At 65.7% G+C, this 22,975-nt stretch carries 13 protein-coding genes and 1 pseudogene; 3 read left to right on the top strand and 11 right to left on the bottom strand.

Features of this window, described 5'->3' with window-relative positions:
- Positions 1-50 precede the first annotated feature (50 nt).
- From NCS28_RS25100 to NCS28_RS25065, 8 genes are all read right to left on the bottom strand, one after another.
- Positions 51-1,052, bottom strand: coding sequence for an ABC transporter permease (locus tag NCS28_RS25100; protein ID WP_250516480.1), 1,002 nt, complete (start codon positions 1,050-1,052; stop codon positions 51-53).
- Positions 1,049-2,593, bottom strand: a complete 1,545-nt coding sequence (locus NCS28_RS25095) for a sugar ABC transporter ATP-binding protein (protein WP_350029819.1) — start codon at positions 2,591-2,593, stop codon at positions 1,049-1,051. Before NCS28_RS25095 ends, NCS28_RS25100 begins: the two co-directional genes overlap by 4 nt.
- 49 nt (positions 2,594-2,642) lie before the next feature.
- Entirely contained in the window at positions 2,643-3,758 is a 1,116-nt protein-coding gene (locus tag NCS28_RS25090) for a sugar ABC transporter substrate-binding protein (protein WP_250516478.1), read from the bottom strand.
- A gap of 51 nt (positions 3,759-3,809) precedes the next feature.
- On the bottom strand, positions 3,810-4,481 hold the full coding sequence (locus NCS28_RS25085) for an L-fuculose-phosphate aldolase (protein WP_250516477.1): 672 nt from the start codon (positions 4,479-4,481) through the stop codon (positions 3,810-3,812).
- A complete protein-coding gene (gene mtnA, locus NCS28_RS25080) occupies positions 4,478-5,557 on the bottom strand; it encodes an S-methyl-5-thioribose-1-phosphate isomerase (RefSeq protein ID WP_250516476.1) in 1,080 nt (359 codons plus the stop codon). Before mtnA ends, NCS28_RS25085 begins: the two co-directional genes overlap by 4 nt.
- Positions 5,558-5,568: 11 nt before the next feature.
- Positions 5,569-6,834, bottom strand: coding sequence for an S-methyl-5-thioribose kinase (gene mtnK / locus NCS28_RS25075; RefSeq protein WP_250516475.1), 1,266 nt, complete (start codon positions 6,832-6,834; stop codon positions 5,569-5,571).
- Between the two features lie 18 nt (positions 6,835-6,852).
- Complete coding sequence (locus NCS28_RS25070; RefSeq protein WP_250516474.1) at positions 6,853-7,548, bottom strand: GntR family transcriptional regulator; 696 nt, start codon at positions 7,546-7,548, stop codon at positions 6,853-6,855.
- Between the two features lie 187 nt (positions 7,549-7,735).
- Positions 7,736-8,350, bottom strand: coding sequence for a DJ-1/PfpI family protein (locus NCS28_RS25065; protein WP_250516473.1), 615 nt, complete (start codon positions 8,348-8,350; stop codon positions 7,736-7,738).
- Positions 8,351-8,432: 82 nt separating this feature from the next.
- Between NCS28_RS25065 and NCS28_RS25060 the strand changes: the two are divergent.
- A pseudogene (locus tag NCS28_RS25060) lies at positions 8,433-9,771 on the top strand (aminotransferase-like domain-containing protein).
- Positions 9,772-9,835: 64 nt separating this feature from the next.
- On the opposite strand, the gene NCS28_RS25055 reads toward NCS28_RS25060, so the two are convergent.
- From NCS28_RS25055 to NCS28_RS25045, 3 genes are all read right to left on the bottom strand, one after another.
- Complete coding sequence (locus NCS28_RS25055; RefSeq protein ID WP_250516472.1) at positions 9,836-16,945, bottom strand: AIDA repeat-containing protein; 7,110 nt, start codon at positions 16,943-16,945, stop codon at positions 9,836-9,838.
- A gap of 89 nt (positions 16,946-17,034) precedes the next feature.
- Entirely contained in the window at positions 17,035-18,312 is a 1,278-nt protein-coding gene (locus tag NCS28_RS25050) for an autotransporter strand-loop-strand O-heptosyltransferase (RefSeq protein ID WP_250516471.1), read from the bottom strand.
- A gap of 159 nt (positions 18,313-18,471) precedes the next feature.
- Complete coding sequence (locus tag NCS28_RS25045; RefSeq protein ID WP_250516470.1) at positions 18,472-19,323, bottom strand: LysR family transcriptional regulator; 852 nt, start codon at positions 19,321-19,323, stop codon at positions 18,472-18,474.
- A 104-nt stretch (positions 19,324-19,427) separates the two neighbouring features.
- On the opposite strand from NCS28_RS25045, the gene NCS28_RS25040 reads away from it, so the two are divergent.
- The gene (locus tag NCS28_RS25040) at positions 19,428-20,306 is read left to right on the top strand and encodes an SDR family oxidoreductase (RefSeq protein WP_250516469.1); all 879 of its coding nucleotides are present in this window, start codon (positions 19,428-19,430) and stop codon (positions 20,304-20,306) included.
- A 165-nt stretch (positions 20,307-20,471) separates the two neighbouring features.
- Positions 20,472-22,967 (top strand): hybrid sensor histidine kinase/response regulator, encoded by a 2,496-nt coding sequence (locus NCS28_RS25035; RefSeq protein WP_250516468.1) that lies wholly within the window; start codon positions 20,472-20,474, stop codon positions 22,965-22,967.
- Positions 22,968-22,975 lie beyond the last annotated feature (8 nt).

The raw sequence follows: 22,975 nt of genomic DNA, 5'->3' as shown, positions 1-22,975 counted from the left end.
CGCTAATGAACCGCTAACAAAACGGGATCCCGCGAAGCAAAAAAGCCCCTTCAAACCTTCCGCCGCTGACTAAGCGCATCGAGCAATACGGCAGCAAAAATAACCCCGCCTTGAATGAACTGAGTCCAGAACGGATTCACGCCGAGCAACGAAAGCCCCACATTGATCACGCCGATCAGCACAACGCCGATGAACGTGCCAACGATAGACCCACGCCCGCCAGCAAGCGAAGTCCCCCCGATCACAATAGCCGCGATGACCTGCAACTCGAGCCCATTAGCCGCCGATGGCAAGGCGGAATTCAGCCGCCCAGCAAGCACGATCCCAGCAATCGCCGCCGTGACACCGGCAAGCATGTATGTGAAAAACACGACACGCCTCACAGGAATGCCAGCCAGCCGAGCCGCTTCCTGATTGCCGCCGACGGCAAACACCTGATGCCCAAACGTCGTCTTGCGCAACAACACGTGCCCCGCGACGAACACGACCAGCATGACGATCATCGGCATCGGCAAACCCGCGACGGTCTTCGCGCCGAACATCGTGAACGCGTTGGGAAAATCGAACTTCGTGCGGCCATCGGAAATGGCGAGCGTGAGGCCGCGCGCCATCGCCATCGCGGCCAAGGTCACGATGAAGGGAACGAGCCTCAGCCAGGACACCACCAGCCCGTTGAGCGCGCCCGCGAACGCGCCCACCGCAAGCGCGACGCACAGTCCCGCAACGCCCAGACCGACCGCGCCCGGACTGGACCCCGCCATGACGGTGGCCGCCACCATGCCGCTCAACGCGACGAGCGAGCCGACCGACAAGTCGATCCCCGATGTGATGATGACGAACGTGCCGCCCACCGCCGCGATGCCCACCACGGACACTTGCACCATGATGTTCGTGAGCGTGCTAGTGGTGAGAAACTCGGGCGATGCGATCGACAACGCAATACAGATAATGACGAGCGCCGCGAACAAAGGCCCGATGCCGCTCCTCAATTGACGGATCACGCGGCGCGACAGCGCCTCCGTATCCGAACGATCGGCTGCCGTGGAGGTCATGCGCCTGCTCCTGTCGTTGCCCACTGAATGACCGTTTCCGAATCCGCCTTGTCGCGCGCGATCTCGGTCACGATGCTGCCGCGATACATCACCAGCACGCGATCCGACATGCCGAGCAACTCCGGCAGTTCCGAACTCACCATCACGACAGCCGCGCCCGCGCGGGCCATCGTCACCATATGCGCGTAGATCTCGGACTTCGCACCTACGTCGATGCCCCGCGTCGGTTCATCGAGCATGATGACGACGGGACTCGTCGCCGTCGCGCGGCCGAGAATCACCTTCTGCTGATTGCCGCCCGAAAGCGTCCCCGTGATCTGCAACACCGACGACGCACGCACGCCGAAGCGCGCGCTCGCATCCTGCGCGAGCTTGCGCTTCTTCGCGCGGCTCACGAAGCCGCCGCTCGCCAGCGCCTTCAGGCTCGACAACGCGATGTTCTCCTCGATGTTCGCTTCGAGCACGAGCCCTTCGAGCTTGCGATCCTCCGACGTATAGACGAGCCCGTGACGCACGCCCTGCGTCGGCGAATGATTGGCGATCTTCCTGCCCTTCACGAGAATCTCGCCGTTCGTCACCGGCAGCGCGCCGAAGATCGTCTTCAGCAATTCCGTGCGCCCCGCGCCCGCGATGCCCGCAATGCCGACGATCTCGCCTGCGCGCACCGTAAAGCTCGCGTTGCGCAGAAGCGGCGCGCTCGCGAGATTGCGCACTTCGAGCACCACGGGACCATAGTCGCGCGGCTCCCACGGATAGAACGATTCGAGATTGCGCGCGACCATCGCCTGCACGAGATCCGCTTCGGTCCATTCGGACATCGGACGTGCGCCGACGGTCGCGCCATCGCGCATCACGACGGCGGAATCCGCCAGCTCGAACACCTCTTCCAGATGATGCGAGATGAAGATGATGCCCATGCCTTCCGCGCGCAGCCGCCGCACCACCGCATACAGATTCGCGATGTCATGGCTTTGCAGCGCGGCCGTCGGTTCGTCCATCACGAGGATGCGCGCATCGCGCGCGATCGCCTTCGCCACTTCGACGAGTTGCCGCTTGTTCAACGGCAGGTCGCCTAAGCGCATCCACGGCGGCACGTTGTCGAGGCCGACGCGCGCCAGTGCCTCGCGCGCCATCGTGTTGGCGTCGCGCATTCTCACGAAGCCGTTGCGCGAAGGCATGCGGCCGAGGAAGAGATTCTCCGCGACCGTCATGTCATTGATGAGCGAAAGCTCCTGATAGATGACGGCCACGCCCGCATCGATCGCCGCATGCGTGCCGCGCGCGAGGGGCATGCCGTCGATCTCGATCGTGCCTTCGTCGGGTTCATACGCGCCCGAGAGCACCTTCACGAGCGAGGACTTGCCCGCACCGTTCTCGCCGACGATCGCGAGCACATGTCCCGCTTGCAGATCGAGGCTCACGCCGCGCAGCGCCTTCACGCCGGGAAAACTCTTGACGATGCCCTGCATGCGCAACAACGGCTTCGCTGCATTCGATGCGGCGCTCGCTCGCGCCGCGGTTTCGACTGTCATGATGTGCATTCCGTCTGCGGGCCGCGCGTCGCTATAGACACGCGGCCGCCGGTTGCCCTTACTGCTTCACTTCCTCGGACCACAGGCCGTACTTCTTCACTTCATCCGAATCGATGTTCGACTTGTCGATGAGCATCGTCGGCCACGCATAGTTTGCGGGCACGTCCTTCTTCGCGTTGTAGTCCGCGATGAACTGCAGCGACTTCGCGGCCATCTGGATCGGGTTCTGCGAGATCGTCGCGTCCTGCTTGCCCGCGCGGATCGCGGAGAGCGCCTGCGCGGTGCCGTCGGCGCCGATCACGAGAATGTGCTCCTTGTCGCCGAGCGGCTTGTAGCGGCCCGCGTTGTCGATAGCCTTTTCCGCGCCCACGGTGTTGTCGTCGTTCGCGCCGAAGACCGCATCGATCTGCGGGTATTTCTGCAGGATGCTCGTCATCGCGTTGAGCGACTTCTCCTGATCGAAGGCGCCTTCCTGACGCGCGACCACCTTGATGTTCGGGTACTTAGCGATCTCCTCGCTGAAGCCCTTTTCGCGATCCGTCGCGGCGGTGGTGCCGACGAGACCGATCAGATCGACGACATTGCCCTTCTCCTCGCCATAGCGCTTCTTCAGTTGCTCGGCGATCCACTTCGCGCCCGTCTGCCCGAGCGCGACGTTATCCGACGCGACGAACGACGTGACCTTGCCGCCATCCGAGCCGCGATCGAGCGTGAAGACCGGGATGTTCATCGAGTTGGCTTTCTCGACGGCGGGAATGATCGCCTTCGAATCGATCGGATTGAGCACGAGCGCCGTCACGCCCTGGCTCAGCAGATTGATCGCATCGTTGACCTGCTGCTGCGCGTCGCCGTTCGCGTTGGTTTGCACGAGATCGAAGCCCTGATCCTTCGCGCCGCGCTCGACGCCCGCCTTCAGTCCGACGAAGAACGCGTTGTTCAACGTCGCGATCGAGAAGCCGATCTTGGGCTTACCGCCCGCGGCGGTTGCGGCCGGCGCGCTCGCCGGGGCGCTGGCGGGTGCGCTCGCGCTCGCCGCCGAACTCGTGCTGCTCGTCGACGACGAGTTGTCGCTCTTCGAGCATCCGCTCAACGCGGCGGCCGCGCATAACAACACGGTGCTTGTTGACTTGCCGAACGTTCCCCAACTGTCGAATCTTGCCGAGCTCCAGGCCATGACTGTCTCCGTTGTACGAGTTGTTCAATGCGAATTTCGTTAACGCGTGTGTCAGCGATCCTCTTCGTTGCGCCTGCCGTAAGTCTTGAACTTCTCCAGCACTTCATCCATCTGTTCATCGGAAAGCAAGGGCGGCGGGCCGATCTGCAACGCGAGCAGATATTGCTTCGCCAGCACTTCCACTTCATGCGCGAGCCACACGGCGCGCGCGAGGTCCGCGCCGAGCGCGATCACGCCATGATGCGCGAGCAGACATGCGCGGCGATCGTCGAGCGCGGCAAGCGCATGATCGGACAACTGCTGGCTGCCGAAGACGGCATACGGCGCGCAGCGTATCGACTTGCCTCCCGCCGCCGCGACCATGTAATGCAGCGCGGATATGTCGCGTCCATGAATGGCGAGCGCGGTGGCCGCGATCGAATGCGTATGCACGACTGCGTTGACTTCGACACGCGCGCGCAGAATGTCGCGATGAATGCGCCATTCCGACGATGGCCGTTCCACGCGCAGAAGTTCGGCGTCGTCGGTGATATCGAGCGGCATCCACACGATGTGCTTTTCGTCGAGCTCGCGCGCGCTCACGCCGCTCGGCGTGATCAGCAAGCCCTCACGATACCGCGCGCTCACGTTCCCCGACGTGCCCTGATTGATGCCGAGCCGCTCCATTTCGAGCGACGTCTCGACGATCGCGCGACGCAGCGCGCTTTCATCGGCCGCGATCATGCGGCGTTCCCCTCTGCGGCAAACAGCGTTCTCAACGAGCGTTCGAACGGCGCATGCACGATGCCGCGCTCCGTGACGAAGCCGCTGACGAGCGCATGCGGCGTGACATCGAACGCGGGATTGCGCGCCTTCATCGAATCGGGCGCGATGCGTCGTCCGGCGAGGTGCGTGACTTCTTCGGCATCGCGTTCCTCGATTTCGATGCGCGACCCGCCCGGCGTGCGCAGATCGAGCGTCGATGAAGGACACGCGACATAGAACGGAATGCCGTAATAATGCGCGGCGATGGCGAGGCCCAATGTGCCGATCTTGTTGGCGAAGTCGCCATTCGCGGCGACGCGGTCCGTCCCGACGATGACGACATCCACGAGCCCTTGCGACATGATCGACGCCGCGGCGCTGTCCATGATGAGCGTGACGTCGACGCCCGCCTGCTGCAGTTCGAACGCCGTGAGACGCGCGCCTTGCAGAAGCGGACGCGTTTCATCGGCATAGACTTTGAATTCGATGCCCGCGCGATGCGCCGCATAGATCGGCGCGGTGGCGGTGCCGATGCCGGTCGTCGCGAGCGCGCCCGCATTGCAGTGCGTGAGCACGCCGCATCCTTCGCGGATGAGCGGCATGCCGTGCTCGCCGATGCCTTCGCACAAGGACTGATCTTCCGCGTGTATGCGCTTCGCTTCGTCGACGAGCGCTTCGAAGAGCGTCGCGGCATCGTTCGTATCGACATCGCGTGAATGACGTAGCATGCGCCGCACGCCCCAGCTCAAGTTGACCGCCGTGGGCCGCGCCGTTTCGAGCCAGTTCGCGTGACGTTCCAGCTCCGCGCGAAACTGCGCGACGGGCAGCGCGGCCGATCCGCGCATCGCGATGCACAGCCCATACGCCGCCGCGACGCCGATCGCCGGCGCGCCACGCACGCGCAACTCGCGAATGGCGCGCCACACCGCTTTCACATCGGCGACGTTCTCCACCACGATCTCGTGCGGCAAACGCGTCTGATCGAGCAGCAGCAAGTCGCCGTCGCGCCATTCGATCGTCGGCGGAAGCGTCGTGAACAAGGGCTGCGAAGCCATGAGATCTCCTGTCACATCGTCGCGGTGTCGCGCTGAATTTCGCGCGCGAGCATCGCCACCTGTTCGATATCGCCAAGCGTGGCGCGTTCGACGAGCAACGCTTCAGCGCAACGCAGACATCGCACTTCGATATTCGCGCGCGCTTGCGTATCCGGAATGCGCGTGATCTCCGCGACCTTCGCCATGCCGACGATGCGTCGAATCATCTTGCAGCCCGCGAAGCCGAGCGTATCGGCCAGGAGACGCCGCATGAAATGCGCGCGATACGCCGTTAGCGCTCGGCTTTCCGCATCGCCGCCGATGAATCGCCGCTTGCTGCGGCTTTCATGGTCGTGCCACAGTTCGACGAATTGCGCGCTGAAGCCGGTCCAGATGCGCATCATCTGTTCGAGCAGCCATTCCTGATATGCAACAGGATCGCGCCCGTCGATACGTCCGTGCCAATCGCGCGAGAAGTACGCAAGCAGCAAGTTTGCGATCAGCGCGCCGACATCGAAGCCCATCGGCCCATAGAACGCGAACTCGGGATCGATCACGAAGGTGTCGTCTTCGTCGACCATGATCGAACCGGTATGTAGATCGCCGTGCAGCAGGGTCTCGGCGTGATTCATGAACGCCCATTTCATGTCGGCCGCCGCGATGCGCAAAGGCGCATGCGTTCGCAATCTTTCGATCGCCGCTCCGGGCAGCGCGGGACTATAGACGTTCGACGAATGATCCTCGAACGGGAACGTGAACACGAGGTCTTCGGTGATCTTGCACAGCTCCGCATTGACCGCCGCGCTCGCGGCCTGCTTCTTGATGTCGGGCGCGAGAAAGAGATCGGAGCCGTGGAAAAGCGTATGCGCGAGATAGGTCGAGAGATGATCCGCGAGACGCGGATACATCGCGCCATCCATCAGTCCTTGCCGCAAGATGCGATGCGACGCAAGGCGCTGCATCACCACGAGAAAGCGCTTGCTGTCCGCGTGATAGACCTTCGGCACATGCATCGGACACAGCGCGCCGAAGCGCCGCAACGCAGCGACTTCGTGCTCCATGCGCTGACACGACAGCGGCCACGTCTTGCCGACGAGCCGCAGAAACGGCGGCGCCTGCTTGACGACGACGCTGCGCGCGGGCGCCTTCGCATTCGTCACGAAGTACACGTAGTTCAGATTGCCGTCCCCGACTTCGACGACTTCGAGATCGTCGGGGTCGCCCAGCAGCGCGCGCACATCGGGCACGTCGCCGAGATAGGCGGCGAGCTCCTGCGCGGTGAAAGCTTCAAACTCCATCGGTGTCTCCTCCGATGTTCAGCGACGCTTGCGCACCAGATCGAACTTGAAGATGCTCGTGTTGTAGTAGTCGTTGCTATAGCAAAGCGGCTCGCCGCTCTGATCGAAATCCACTTCGTCCAGCAGCAGAAAGAGGCCGAAGCCGTCGCCCAGTTCCGGCAGATCGCGCGGCGTGAGGATGGTCGGCTGTATCGACGTATGCGTATGCGACAGCCGCCGCCCCGTGCGCGCGAACATGCCGAAGAGCGATTCGCCAAGTTCGCCCTCGGCGGCATCGAATACGTGCTTCGGAATCGTGTCGATGCAATACGCCGCGACGGCGTCGTCCGCGCGCCGCACGCGCTCGATTCTCACGCACGGATCGCCGTGCTTGATGGCGAGCTTTTCCGCGAGGCTCTCCGATGCCGCAACGGTATCCAACTGAATGCGGCTCGTCGACGGCACCGCGCCCACGCTGCGAATCATATCCGTCACCGACATCAGATCATCGAGCCCGCCGTGCAGCTTCAGCGAAATTTGTCTGATGAAGGTGCCCTTGCCTTGCTGACGCGACAACAAGCCATGCGAGATCATCTGCGCGACGGCTTCGCGCAAGCTGGAACGGCCGACGCCGAGCAGCTCGCAAAGCTCTATTTCAGTGGGAATCTGATCGCCGGGCTTGAGCTTGCGCTCACGGATCATGGTGAGGAGCGACTCTTGAATCTTGTCGCTCATCGATCGCTCGACGCTCAAACGCATGAAGGTCTCTCGGATGACGGTCCCTGAAATATACATCAGACGTCTGATGTTTCTCTAAGGACTTTCCCGAAGCGTTTAATGCTTTGTACAAGCGGTTTTCTTTACGCAGGTGCAGCACGAAGAGGCCGTCACGCGAGTCGGGACGGGCTTTGCAGTGCACGATTTACGCCGTTGTAACGACGTCGGCATACGGCGCGATGTTTTTCATCGCGCGCTCGACGTAGGCCTCTTTTTCGCCGACAGGCGCAACGTAATGCATCGCACTGCGCGCCGCTTCGACGCCTTCGAGCCGCGCGATCACCCATGCCGCAAGATACTGCGATGCGAGACATCCGCCCGCCGTGGCGACGTTGCCGTTCGCGACGAACGGTTGATCGAGCGTGCGCACGCCCGCTTCTTCGACCCACGGCTTCGTCGTGACGTCGGTGCAGGCGGGAACGTCATGAAGCAGACCGAGCTTCGCGAGAATGAGCGTGCCCGAGCATTGCGCGCCCAATAACTGGCGTGCGGGATCGAGCCTGATGCGCGCCATCAGCGACGCATCGGCTACGACCTGGCGCGTCAGCATGCCGCTGCCGACGATCACGGCGTCGGCGTTCGCGGCGTCGTCGAGCGTGGCTTGCGCCTTCAGCACGACGCCGTTCATCGAACGCACTTCTTTTTGCGGACACGCGATCGACACTTGCCAGTCGGGCTTTTTCACGCGATTGAGAATGCCGAGCGCAATCAGCGAATCCAGTTCGTTGAAGCCCTCGAAGGTGAGAATGGCGATGTGCATGATGTGCTCCTTTCAGCGCATGTGTTGCATCTACGCATGCTACGGCCCAGAATAAATACAATCAAAAAATTGTCATGAATACATGCCGAAACCGCCACGCTACAAGCAAATCGTCGACAGATTCGTCGAGGACATTCGTTCCGGCCGTCTCAAAGCGGGAACACGGCTGCCCACGCATCGTGAGCTCGCCGCGCGCGAGGGACTCGGCATCGTCACCGCGACGCGCGTCTATGCGGAGCTGAACGCGATGGGCCTCGTCAGCGGCGAGACGGGACGCGGCACCTTCGTGAAGGAAACGACTCTCGCACGTGGGCTCGGCATCGATCAGGTCGCCATCGCCGCGGACATCGTCGATCTGAACTTCAACTATCCCGCGCTGGCCGGTCAAGCGGAATTGTTGCGCAATGCGCTACGGCAGTTGTCGTTGGCGGGCGATCTGGAAGCGCTGCTTCGCTATCAGCCGCATGGCGGCCGCGCGCGCGACCGGGCGACCGTCTCGCGGCATCTCACGCGCCGTGGGCTCGATGCGGGCGCGGATCGCGTGATGATCGTCGATGGTGCGCAGCACGGCCTCGCCACGACCGTGATGGCGCTGCTGAAACCCGGCGACGTGGTGGCCGTCGACACGCTGACCTATCCGGGATTCAAGCTATTGGCCGAGGCGCATCGGCTCGAACTCGCGCCGCTGCCGGCGTCCGGTACGGGCCCCGATCCCGGCGCTCGACATGTTATGCAAGCGGCGGCGCGTGCGAGCCGTCTACACGATGCCGACGCTGCACAATCCGCTCGGCTGGGTGATGACGGCGACGCGGCGCAGGCAACTGGCATCGCTCGCGCGCAAGCATGGCTTCTTCATCATCGAAGATGCGGCCTACGCCTTTCTCGCCGACGATGCACCGCCGCCTATCGCCGCGATCGCGCCTGAACTCACGGTGTACGTATCGGGATTGTCGAAGAACGTGGCGACGGGCTTGCGCGTCGGCTATGTCGTCGCGCCTCTCGAATGCGTGCCGAAGATAGAGCGCGCGATCAGGGTGACGACGTGGAATACGCCGGGCGTGATGACGGCCATCGCGTGCGGCTGGCTCGAAGACGGCACGGTGGACAGGCTCGAAGCCGAAAAGCGCGCGGATGCGTCGATGCGGCAGACTATCGCGGCGAGCGCGTTGGGCCGATTGAAGCGCGTCGCGCATCCTGCTTCGTATTTCGTGTGGCTCCCGATGCCCGGGGAAGTGCGTGCGGACCGCATCGCGGCGGCGCTGATGAAAGAGCGCATTTCGGTGTCGACGGCCGAGCCGTTTTGCACCGCGGTGCAGGTGCCGCATGCGTTGCGTTTGGCGCTGGGATCGGTGGATGCGGAAACGTTGAGGGACGCGTTGGGACGGGTCAGAGAGATCGTCGAAGCGCAGATCGATATTTGATTCGCCATCCGAAGTAATTACGCTCATAAAAAAACGGCGCGTGCTCCCGCACGCGCCGCCTTCCTTACCACTTCCAGTTCAATCCCACGACGCCGCTGTAGTCCTGCTCGTGCTTGCCGAAATCCACCGCAACGCGAGCGAACACCGACGCATAACGGCCGACTTCCCAGGCCCCGCCCGTCGCCACATGGCCGACCGTGCGCGCGAGCGGCGTGCCCGACACCTGATACACCGAGCCCGGCGCCGTCGCGAACGCGGCATTGAGCGTCTGGTCCAGATTGCCGAAGCGCTGCTGCACGTTGGCGTCGATCTCCCATATATTGCTCGCGCCGCTCTGACGCTTCTGCTTCAGCAGATAACGCACGCCCGCCACGCCCGTCGTCGCGGCCTGACTGCTGCCCTGATAGACGAGGTCGAACGCGTTGCCATTGCTCTCGCCGAAGCCGTCCTGGTTGTATCGGCCGACACGCACGCCGACATACGGCTGCAACGTCATGTCGTCGCGCACGTGCAGGTTCAGACCGGTTTCCGCGTACGCGGTCGCCGAACGCGTCTCGACGCTGCCTTGCGGCGTGCCCGACATCCCGCCGAACGACACGACGCGATTCACCGAATTGCTCCAGCGCCCGATCCCCGCCATGCCGCGCACAAAGAACGGCTGCGCCGCCGGTTGCCACGCGCCGTAGATCAGCGCCTGCCAGCCGTTCGCATGACCGCTCGCGCCCGGCGTGTTGAAGCCCAGATCGCTGTAGTCCGCATCGACGGCGACGCCCGCGCGCACGTCGCGCAGCACTTCGCGATCGAAGCCGATCGCAAGCGAACTCGTGCGCGCATCGAGCGCGTTGCTGCCGGCCGATGCATCGCCCGATGCGTGCGACTGGCCGTAGCGCACCGTGGCCCACACGTCGTTCGACGGACGCTCCAGCGCCGCCGCCGTCAGCCGCTCGCCAACCGTGTTGCCGAACGCTTCGGTGCTCTGGCGCGCGATGCGCAAGAGGCCGGTTGCTTCGTCGCCGTCCATCTGCGAAAGCGCCGACTGCGCGCCCGCCCGCGTTTCGAACAGCAGCTTGTCGGTGACGGCATTGCCGCCCGTCGCGAGTATGCGGTTGAGCGCGCTCGCCACCTGCAACTGGTTGCGGTTCTGCCCGACCATGCCGAAGCCCGCGAACTCGCCCGTCTGATAGAAGATCGATGCGATCTTCAACGTCAGGTCGATTTCCTGCGGTGCATACGTGAGCGTCGGCGTCAGATACGCGAAGTCCATCCCGACGCCCGCGAACGAGCCGGTCAGCGCGCCCGTGTACGTGAGAATCGTGTACTTCGTGTTCGGCTTCCAGGCATCCGGCGACGCGTTCACGACGACCGTCGCGCCGCCGTTGGCACCGGTTTGCGCGATGCTCACGTCGCCTGTCACCGCGACGCTGCCCGTCTGGCCCGCCGCGTTCGCGCCGACGACGAACGTCGAGCCGTCGTTGAGCGCGACGTTGCCGTTCACGCGCAGCGTCTGCCCCGGCGTCGTCGTGGCGAGCGCGCCGCCCGCGTTGATCGTCGCATTGCCGACGAGCGTGCCGCTGCCCATCAGCTTGCCGCCGCCGTTCACCGCGACGTTCGCCGCCGTTACCGTATCGACCTGCACCGTGCCGCCATCGTCGACGATGCCGAGGCTCGCGCGCGCCAGGTTCTGCACGAGGCCGCCGCTCGTCACGTGGACGCCCGCCACGTTGCCGTCGCCCGTCAGCGTGCCGCCGCTCGCCACGAGCGTATTCGTCACAAGCGCGCCCGAGTTCACGCGCTGCACGCCGCCGGCGTCGAGCGTCGTGTTCTGCGCCGTGCCGCCCGAGTTGACCACTTGTGTGCCGCCGTTCACCGTCGTGCCGCTCGCGATGCCGTCCGCCTGCACTTCCTGCAACGCGCCACCGTTGATCACCGCGTTGCCCGCGAAGCCGCCGAACGCGACTTGCTGCACGCCACCGCTATTGACCACGGTGTTGTACGCATAGCCTTCGATGACGCCATCGACATACTGCAAGCCGCCCGCGTTGACGGTCGTGTCGTTCGCCACGCCGCCCGCAAGAATGTTCTGCGTGCCGCCGTTGATCGTCGTCGCGCTCGCCACGGCGCCCGAGGTCAGCGTCTGCGTGCCGTTCGATGCAAGCGTCGTCGCGATGGCCGTGCCGCCCGAATTCACGTTCTGCGCACCGCCGCCCGCGACCGTCGTGCCACGCGCAACGCCGCCCGACGACACCGTCTGCGTGCCGCCCGAAACCGTCGTGCCGCTCGCGAGGCCTGCGACGTTTTGATTGCCGCCCGCGCCGACCGTCGTGTCGATGGCGCTCGCGCCCGCCGCGACTTGCTGCACGCCCGCCGCGCCGACCGTCGCGCCGCTGGCCAGACCGCCCGCCGATACGCGCTGCGAGCCGCCGGAGACGATCGAGCGCAGCGCCGAACCGCCCGCCGACACGTTCTCCGTGCCGCCCGCGCCGACGTGCGTGCCGCTCGCGACGCCGCCCGACAGCACCTGGAACGTGCCGCCATTCTCGACGAGCACGTTCGAGCCGACGTTGCCCGCGACCTGGAACGCGCCGCCCGTGTTGATGCCGCTGACCGTCGCCGAGGTATCGGTGACGAGCGCCGCGCCCGATCGTTGGTCGATGGTCGCACTGCCCGCTCGCGTGATGGTGGCGCGGCCGCCGCCGTCGACGGTCACGCTGCCCGCCGCGCCGCCGCTCGATACCGTCAGCGAGCCGCCGCTCTGCACGAGCGTGCCGCTCGCCGCGCCGCCGAGGGTGATCGTCTGCTGGCCGCCGTTCGATACGACCGCATTGGTCGAGCGTCCGCCCGAGGACACCGCCTGCGTGCCGCCGCTCGACACGTTGGTGCCGCTGACGTTGCCGCCCGCGAGCACGGTCTGCGTGCCGCCGTTCGTCACCGCGACGCCGTTGGCCGCGCCGCCCGACGACACATACTGATTGCCGCCGCTGCCGAGCGTGACCGAGCCGGCATGGCCGCCCGACGACACGCGCTGCACGCCGCCTGCGCTCACGAGCGTGCCGGTGGCCGTGCCGCCCGAGGCGACTTCCTGCACGCCGCCGCTCGCGACGGTCGTGTCGATCGCGGTCGCGCCCGTCTGCACCGTTTGCAGGCCGCCGCCCGCGATCAGCGTCGATACCGCGCTGCCGCCCGCCGCGAGATCCTGCACGCCGCCCGACAACACCTGCGTGCCCGATGCCACGCCGCCCGACTGCACCGCCTGCATCCCGCCCGCCGACACCATCGTGCCGGTCGCCGTGCCGCCCGACGCGACGCTCTGCGCACCGCCGCTCGTCACCGACGCATCGCGCGAAACCCCGCCCGACGCGACGGCTTCCACGCCGCCGTCACCGATCAGCGTGCCGCTAGCATGACCGCCCGAACTGACGCGCTGCACGCCACCCGAGCCGACGATGCTGCCGCTCGCCACGCCCGTGGATGCGACCGTCACCGTGCCGCCGTTCGCGACGTGCGTATCGATCGCGCTGCCGCCCGCCTTCACCGCAAGCTGCCCGCCGTTCTCGACGAACACGTTCGACGCGACATGTCCGCTGATGCTGAACGCGCCGTTGTTGTTCTGACCGACGACCGTGGCGTCGGTGTTCGCGACGAGCGCGCCGCCGGCGTCCTGCTGAACGCCCAGCGCCGAGCCGCCCGCCGCCATGTCGAGCGTGCCGCCGAGGGCGAAGTACGTCCCCGATGCCACGCCGCCCGAGGCCACTTGCTGCCGTCCGCCGAACAGGACATCGGCGCCGGAGACATGCGCGCCCGACAATACCTGCTGCGTGCCGCCGTAGACGCCCGCGTCGTTGGCGACGCCGCCGGAACTCACGACCTGGGTGCCGCCGTAGAGCGTCGTGCCGTTCGCGTGGCCGCCCGTTTCGACGGACTGCGTGCCGCCGGACACCACCGTGCCGCTGACGGTGCCGCTCACCGACTGCAGGCCGCCGCTCGAAATCGTCGTATTTGCCGCGGAGCCGCCCGCGAGCACAGACTGCTGGCCGCCGTCCGACACGGTCGCGTCCTGCGCGTAAGCGCCCGCCTGAATGCTTTGCGTGCCGCCGCTCACCATGTCGCTGTAGGACTTGCCGCCCGATGCGATGACTTCCGTGCCGCTCGTGCCGATCGTCGCATTGCTGCCCGAGCCGCCCGAGAGAATCGAGAGCGTGCCGCCCGCGAGAACGTGCGTGCCGTCGGCCTGCGAACCCGACGACACGACGAGCGCGCCGCCCTGCAATTGCGCGCCGCTCGCCGATGCGCCGGCCGCAATCGTCACCGATCCGCCCGCGAGCACGGTCGCCGATTCGGACCACGCATAGCGTCCCGTCACCGTCTGATTGCCGCCCGCCGATACGACCGCGCCTTCGCTGCCGCCGAGGACGTTTTCATTGCCGTTCGCCTGAATCTGCGTGCCCGACGCGTAGCCGTTCCGCTCGATCGTCTGCGTCGCGCCGCTGCCGACAACGGTGCCGATCGCGCTGCCGCTCGTCACGACTTCCTGCGCGCCGGTCGCGAGCAGCGTGCCGACCGTCGTGCCGCCGCGCACGTCGACGTAGGTGCCCGTCGCCGCGATCGTTCCCGAGGTCGTGCCGCCGCCCGATACCACGAGCGTGCCGCTGTCGAACCGGGTGTCGTAGGTCGTGCCGCCGCGCACGAGCTGCGTGCCGCCCGCGATGATCTCGCCGCGCGTTTCACCGCCGTCGATATAAGCCGTCGCGCCCGCCGAGATCACCGTGCCGCTCGCGACGCCGCCATACACGCGCTCGACCGCGCCGGCGTTCAACTGCGTGTCGTTCGTCGTGCCGCTGCCCGTTACGACCGCGCTGCCGCCCGCGTTGACGACCGTATCGTTGGCGACGCCGCCCGACACCGTGAGCGATGCGTTGCCGTTCACGACGGCATCGTTCATCGTGCCCCCGCTCGCGACGCCGTAGCCCCAGGCGTTGATCGTCGTGTCCTGCGCCACGCCGCCCGACACGACGATCGCGCCGCCGCTGCCGACCGTCGTCGCGCTCGCGGTGCCGCCGTCGAGCACGGTCAGCGAGCCGCCGTTCTCCGCCAGCACGTTCGATGCAACGTTGCCGCTCACCGTGAAGCCGCCGAGCGTGTTGCTGCCGTGCGTGATCGTCGCCGACGTGTTGGTGACGAGCGCCCCGCCGTTGTCGATATCGACGATATCCGCCGTGCCGCCCGCATCGACCTGGAAGCGCCCCGAGTTCGCGACCGTGACCGAAGTCGCGATGCCGCCGTTGTTGACCGTCGCGTTGCCGTTCGTGCCGATGGTCGTCGAGACTGCGGAGCCGCCCGAGAGCACGGTGAGATCGCCGCGGCTTTCGACCACGACGTTCGACGCGACGTTGCTCGTCACCGAGTAATCGCCCATGCGGTTGTGGCCGCTCGTGATCGTCGCCGACGTGTTGGTGATGAGCGCCGCGCCCGCGTCCTGCTGGACGATGTTCGCCGAGCCGCCCGCATCCACTTGCAGGATGCCGTTCGCGTGCAGCGTGTCGTTGGCGAAGCCGCCGCTCATCACTTCGAGCTTCGCGCTCCATCCGTCGAGCATCACGCCCGACGCGACGTTGTTCGCGATATAGAAGTTGCGGCCGGAATCCGTCGAGCCGTTCGCGATGGTCGCCGACGTGTTCGTGACGATCTGGCCGCCCGCGCCCTGATGCGCGAGATCGGCAAAGCCGCTTGCATCGACCTGGAAGATGCCGCCCGCCGAGTAGACCGTGTCGTGCGCCGAGCCGCCCGCGAGCACCGTGAGATAGCCCGTGCCGACGATCTGCGCGTGCGTCGCGACGCCGTTGTCGATGGAGAAGCTCGTGCCGTCCGTGCGCGTGTTGGTGCCGTTCAAGACCGTCGACGACGTATTGGCGACGAGGCCGCCGCCTTCGTTTTGCGTCACGCCGTCGGCGATCGCGCCGGACGCGACCGAGAGCGTGCCGCCAGAATTGATCGCCGCCGCCGTCGCGCTCGCGCCCGTCTGCACGTAGACCGTGCCGGCGTCGTTGATCGTGACGCCGGCAGTCTGCCCGCCCGAGTTCACCGTCTGCGATGCGCCCGGGCCGCCGACCGTCGTGTCGATGGCAAGGCCGCCCGTGTGTACGGTGTCCGTGGAATACGCGCCGACCGTCGTGCCGCTTTCGACGCCCCAAACGTCCTGTCTCGCGTAGTCGCTGCCGTTGCCGCTCAGCGTCGAGCCGAACGCGACACCGCCTGAATCGACATTCAGATACGCGCCGCCGTGGACCGTCGCGTTGTCGATCGAACCCGTCTGCGTCACCGATGCGTTGCCGCCATAGGCAATGTCGACATTGTTCGCGTTGCCCGCCGTGACGAGCGTTCCGCCGCTCCCGACCCATGTCGAGACCGCAAGGCCGCCCTGCGCCACGTTCTGCGTGCCGCCGGAGTTCACGGTCGTGCCGGACGCGCCGCCATGAACCGTTTGCTCGCCGCCGCTCGTCACGAGCGTCGATAGTGCGATGCCGCCCGCCTCCACGATCTGCGCGCCGCCGAGAATCTGGCTGCCGCTCGCCGTGCCGTTCGCGAAAACATGCTCCGTGCCGCCCGCGCTCGCGACCGTGCCGCGCGCCGTGCCGGCACCGAGCACGTCGAGCTCGCTGCCGTCCGTGAGCAGCGCGCCCGTCGCAACGTTGCCGTGGACGGTGAACAACGAGCCGTTCGCGTTGATCGCGCTGATGTCGCCCGAAGTCGTCGCCGAGATCACCGAGCCGGAAGACAGCGAGAGCGCGCTCACCGTGCCGCCGGCGTCGATCACTGCCTTGGCGCCCGCGGAAACGGTCGTGGCGTTCGCGAACCCGCCGGCGGCGATGTGCTGCGTGCCGCCGCCGTTCACGTTTGTCGCATTCGCATAACCGCCCGCCAGCACGTTTTGCGTGCCCCCGTAAGTGATGGTCGACGCGTTCGCCAAGCCGGCGATATTCTGCGTGCCGCTGACCGATTCGCCATTGACGGCCTGTCCGCCGGGAACATCCGCCGTGTAGTCGGCGTGTGCGTTTGACGTGAATGCCAGTTGCATGCCCAGCAGCGTGAACATGCCGGACAACAGGCGCGACAAGCGGCGCCGGCGCGCCCCGAAGACATGCAGACAGAATTTACGGCGATAAGTAAGCGGCTTCATTTGTTCGTGTTGGTATGTGTGCTTCCCTCACGCCTTCGGATGAAGGCGCGATGCGATCGGGTCTCGAACGTCGTAGGTAGTGAGTGCGGTCAGGCTTCCGTGCCAAATCCCGGAATGCGGCGCAGCGTGCGCTTCACCTGTTCGGGCGTGATGAGCCGCGTGCACTCGAACTGGCGCGGCGTGTCCTTGTGGCGCGGGCACCAGAAGAAGTCCTGATGATCGAAGCGATGACGCACGTCGTTCCAGCAGCCGTTGCAGGCGTGGTAATTGATCACGCGATAAGGCGTGGCGAATTCGTTGTTCTCGTGCGTGAAGCCGCTGATCATCGCGACCGGCGTCCCGCATGCCCACGCGAGCCACGCAAGTCCGCTCGACAGGCCGACGAAAAAATCCGCATGCTTGAGCCAGCGCGCGCGCTCTTCGAGCGGACGATCGCCGGTCTGATCTTCCGCGCCGTGCGGAATGTGATTCCATACGAGGCCCGAGCCATGCGTCGCTTTCTGGTCGATGCAGATCACGCGATAGCCCGCGTCCTTCAGGAAGGCGACGATTTCGCGCCAGCCCGTCGGATGATTCCAATACTTGCACTGCGTTGAGCTTTGCACGGCGATGCAGACATAGCGCTCGTCGATCGGGCGCGATGCATCGGCGAGAACCATCTCCGGGCGGATCTCTTCCGGATCGACGCCGAGAATATGTCCCGCCGTGCGATGCAGGCCGACGTGCCGGAAATCGACCGGCTGATGCGTGTGGGCTTCGTCGTCGAAGAAGAGGCCGATGTTGTAGGTCGCGTAATAGCGCGCGGGATCGACTTCTTCCGGCGTGATGAATTCGATTTCAGGGTAGGCGCCACGAAAGAGCGGCGCGATCAGCGCGGACATCGAGCAGGCCAGGCGGCAGCCGTGCTTGCGCTGGAACTTCACCGCATACGGGAACCAGCCCATCAAGTCGCCCAGCGTGCCGACCGGAAACTGGATCAGCACTTCGCGATCCTTCGCATCGTAGCGATGGATAACGGCCGCGTCGGCGTCCTTGCCGCGCCTTTGCACTTCGAGCTCGAACGGCACGAAATACTTCTTGCCGCTCGCCACCGCGCCCGCGCCGATATCCGTTTCGAACAGCACGTTGCCGGTTTCGAAGTCGCGCAGCACCACATGCCATTCGCCTTCGGGCAGCGTCACGCGACAGCCGTCGTTGAAGTCGAAGCGCACGCCCGCGCCCGCGTCCTGAGTGGGAATGGGCGCGGGCAATGGGAACGGCGGCTTCGCGGCGCCGTTCGTCGATACGAGGCGCACGGGCGTCAATGCGGCTGACGGAGTGTCGCCGGCGGGCACGGCGAGGATGTCGTGAGGAATCGAGGCAGTCATCGAAAGCAAGAGGTCGGACTTGAGGCGCCGTAATCCGGCGAGAGCGCTAGACCATTTCCTTAACGGCCGCTTTCAGATGTGCTGAAGAATGTTTCGCGTAATTATTTAAAAGATTTGATCGGCGTCACGGTATTTTTTGCCGCCGCGTTCGCGTTACGTTCACGCCGCGCTTTGCAGCATGTCGATAAAGGCGCGCACTTTCGCGCTCAACAAACGCCGCGAGCTATAAAGCGCCCAGATTTCGACGGCCGGCCCCGCATCGAGCCCTAGCCTGACGAGTCTTCCATCGGCGATCTGCTGCTCGACCAGCAAGCCCGGCAGCAACGCCACGCCCGCGCCTTCGAGCACGGCCTCGCGCGCCATCAGCAACGACGACAGACGCAGCACCGGTTCGGGCATGATCGTGCGTTCGCGGCCATCGTCGCTTCGGATTTGCCAAGGCGTGCTGGCCGCGCGCGCGAGCACGACGGCAGGCAAGGAAGATGCGCGATCGTCGGTCATGAAGCCGCGCGCCGCGACCAGCACGCGCCGGTCGGTCGCGATGCGGCGTCCGACGAGCAACTCGTCGGCGTCGGGGTCGATGCGGATGACGAGGTCGTATCCGTCCTGCACCGGATCCGCGACACGATCCTCCGCGACGATCTCGAGCTCCACCTGCGGATACGCCGACGCAAACCGCGACGCGATGCGCGGCAGCACGACATGCGCGAAAACGATCGGCGCGCTCACTCGCAGGCGTCCGCTCGGCACAGGCGCGCGCGAGCGAATCGCCTCGGCTGCATCGTCGATTTCGGCAAGCAGGCCGCGCGTGCGTTCGTGCAGCGCGCGGCCTTCCTCGGTCAGACGCAGCGTTCGCGAGCCGCGCTCGAGGAGCCGCACGCCGAGGCGTTGCTCCAGCTCCGCGACGCGCCGCGAGAGCGTGGCTTTCGGGCGGCCCGTGCGGCGCGCGGCGGGTCCGAAACCGCCGTGTAACGCAACGGCGTTGAAATCGGTGAGTGCGGTGAGGTCCATGATCGTTCCGTCGTTGAGACGACATGTCTCGAACCACGGTCTATCGGCTCGAAAGCGGAACAACTATCGTAGGCGGTGTACTCAACGGATCCAAGGAGATCGACATGACCATTCTCGTAACCGGCAGCACCGGCGTGATCGGCACGCAGGTTCTCGACCATCTGAAGGACAGCGGCGCGAACGTGCGCGCGCTCACGCGTTCGCCGGAGCGCGCGAAGTTTCCGGCGGGCGTGACGGCGGTCAAGGGCGACCTGGGCGAAATCGGCGCGTTGCGCGAGTCGATGAAAGACATCGACACGCTCTTTCTGCTCGCGCCGAACGCCGCGGACGAACTCACGCAGGCGCTGCAGGCGATGAGCATCGCGCGCGAGGCGGGCGTGAAGGGCATCGTGTATCTGTCGGTGTTCAAGGGCGACGCCTACACGGACGTACCTCACTTCACCAGCAAGCACACGGTCGAACGCATGATCGAGCACTGCGATTTGCCCGCGACGATCCTGCGCCCCGCGTACTTCATGCAGAACGACATCGGCCTGAAAGATGCACTGCTGCATCACGGCGTGTACGGCATGCCGATCGGCGCAAAAGGAATTTCGATGGTCGATGTCCGCGATATCGGCGATGCCGCTGCGCGCGAACTCTTGCGCCGCGAACGCAGCGATACGCCCTTGCCGCGCGAAGCCTACGAACTCGCCGGTCCCGATGCGCTCATAGCCGACAGCATCACCGCGATCTGGCGCGACGCGTTGCAACGCGAGATCCGCTACGGCGGCGACGATCTCGACGCGCTCGAAGCGCGCATGAAAGGCGCGGGCCCGGAATGGCTCGCCTACGACATGCGTCTCATGATGCAGCGCTATCAGCAGGATGGCGCGGTGGCTTCGGCGCAGGAAATCGAGCGGCTTACATCGCTGCTCGGCCGGGCGCCGCGCGCATATCGGGATTTCGCCGCCGAAGCCGCACGCGAATGGACCACGCAATAAAGCGAATCGAAAACGCCGGGCTCGACAACACGACGCCCGGCCACGACGTTTAATTCACCGCAAACGTTTGCGCGATATTTATGTTTCAATTGACGCCACGATCCGTCTTGCAAACTCCGATGCCTCCGCGATTCATCATCGCGATCCATCGATTGGACATGGCCCATGCCGACTCAATACGAGGCGTCGACCCCAGAAGATAATGTCAAGGCGAAACATCAGCATCTCGCGCATTTCCGGCGATGGTTCGCCACATTCGCCAGCCTCGCGCATTCGCGGCTCCCGCTGCCCGCCTATCTGCAAAAAGTCACCGACACGCTGAGAGAAGTCGCGAACGTCGCGTCCGCCGTGGTGGAATGGATCGAGGGCGATTCGCTCGTCTATCGCGCGGCGAGCGGCGCGGCGGCGGCGCATATCGGCGTGCGGCTGCCCACTGCCGGCAGTCTGTCGGGCCTTTGCATCACGCGCCAGCAGGCGCTCATCTGCCGCAATTCGGCGACGGACCATCGCGTCGATCGCGCGGCGTGCGAGGCGGTCGGCGCCGTGTCGATGGTCGTCGCGCCCGTCGTCTACGAAGGCCGCTCGGTCGCCGTGCTGAAGCTCATCTCCGGCGAGGCCGATCACTTCGGGCCGTCCGATATCAGCATCCTCGACGCGTTTTGCGCGTGCATCGCCGAGACCATCGCGCGCGAAGAAATCGCGCAGGAAAACCGCAAGCTCGTGAAGGAAAACGCCAGCGTCGCCGCGGATCTTTCGGTCGAGTCGTCGCTGCGCATCGAATATGAAAAGAAGCTCGCCGACGCCCTGCGCCGCCGTCAGACCGTGCTCGACAACGCGCACGTCGCGTTCGTGTCGATGGACGAGGCCGGCATGGTCGTCGACTGGAACGAGGCCGCGACGGTTCTCTTCGGCTGGAAGCAGCATGAAGTGGCAGGCCGCGAACTCGCATCGCACATCGTGCCCGAGCGCTTGCGCGACGCGCATCGCGCCGGGCTCACGCGCTATCTCGCGACGGGCGAGGCGCGCATGATCAACCGGCGCTTCGAGCTGCCCGCGCTGCGCCGCGACGGCAGCGAGTTCGCCGCCGAGCTGACGATCAGCGAAGTCTGGTACGAAGGCCAGCGCCAGTTCGCGTGCTTCGTGCACGACGTCACCGACCGGCACGTCGCGACGGAGGCGAACGAACGCCTGCGCCTGCTCATCGACTCGGTGAGCGACTACGCGATCTGCATGCTCGACCAGAGCGGCTACGTGCGCTCGTGGAACGACGGCGCGCGCGCGATCTACGGCTTCACGGCCTCCGAAGCGATCGGCCGGCACTTTGCGCTCTTCTACACGTCCGACGAACACGGCCGCGACCGTCCCGGCGACGACCTCGCGCTCGCCGCCAAGCGCGGCCGCGTCGAGCACGAGGACTGGCGCGTGCGCAAGGACGGCTCCGAGTTCTGGGCGCACGTCATGCTGAGCGCGCTGCCCGGCAACAACGGCGGCGAGCAGAGCTTCGTCAAGATCACGCGCGACATGACCGCGCGGCGGCGTCTCGAAGAACTGGAAGCGTCGAGCCGGCGCATGAACGAGTTTCTCGCCCTGCTCGGCCACGAGCTGCGCAATCCGCTCGCGCCGATCCGCAACGCGGTGAGCATCCTCAAGCTCAAGGCGTCCGACGATGCCGAGGTGATCCGCAGCCGCGAGATCGTCGATCGTCAGCTCGCGCATCTGACGCGGCTCGTCGACGATCTGCTCGAAGCCGGGCGCGTCAGCTCGGGCAAGATTCGCCTCGCGACCGCGACCGTCGATATCGCCGATGTCGTGCATCTGAGCGTCGAGGCGAGCCAGCCGCTCTGCGACGAGCGCGGGCAACGCATCGACGTGAAGGACGGCGGTCAGCCGCTTTTCGTCAACGGCGATGCGACGCGGCTCGTGCAGGCGCTCAACAATCTGCTCAACAACGCGTCGAAATTCAGTCCGCCCAACTCGACGATCACGCTCGAAGTCGGCCCGCGCGGCGGCTCGGTGCTGGTGCGCGTGACCGACGAGGGCCGCGGCATTTCCTCCGGTGCGCTCGGCAGCGTCTTCGATCTTTTCGTGCAGGAACATCCGCCGGGCGCGCATCTGGACGAAGGCGGTCTCGGCATCGGCCTCACGCTCGTGCGCGCGATCGCGGAGTTGCACGGCGGCCATGTCGAAGCGAAGAGCGGCGGCGCGGGACGAGGCAGCGTGTTTTCGCTGTGGCTGCCGCTCGCCGAGGCGCCCACGAACGGCGCACCGGCCGGCGCGACGCCGTATGCGGTCACGAGCCGTCAGCTCGACGTGCTCGTCGTCGACGACAACCGCGATTCCGCCGACAGCATGACGCTGCTCGTCGAGATGCTCGGCCACAATGCGCGCGCCGCGTACGACGGGCTGGGCGCGCTCGATTCATTCGAAGCGCTACGGCCGCAGGTCGTGCTGCTCGATCTGTCGATGCCGGGCATGACGGGCTTCGACGTGATCCGCCGCATGCGTGACGATAGAGAGCGCGTGGTCGTCGCGGCAATGACCGGCCTCGGTTCCGACGAAGACATGGCGCGCACGCGCGCCGCCGGTTTCGACGCGCATCTCGTCAAGCCGGTCGATCTTCCGGAACTGGAGCGCGTGCTGGCGCTGGCGGCGCGCGTCTGACGAGTTCA

Origin of the sequence: Caballeronia sp. INDeC2, from assembly GCF_023631325.1 — a bacterium.
Taxonomy (GTDB): domain Bacteria; phylum Pseudomonadota; class Gammaproteobacteria; order Burkholderiales; family Burkholderiaceae; genus Caballeronia.
This window is presented reverse-complemented; position numbering and strand designations above follow the sequence as displayed.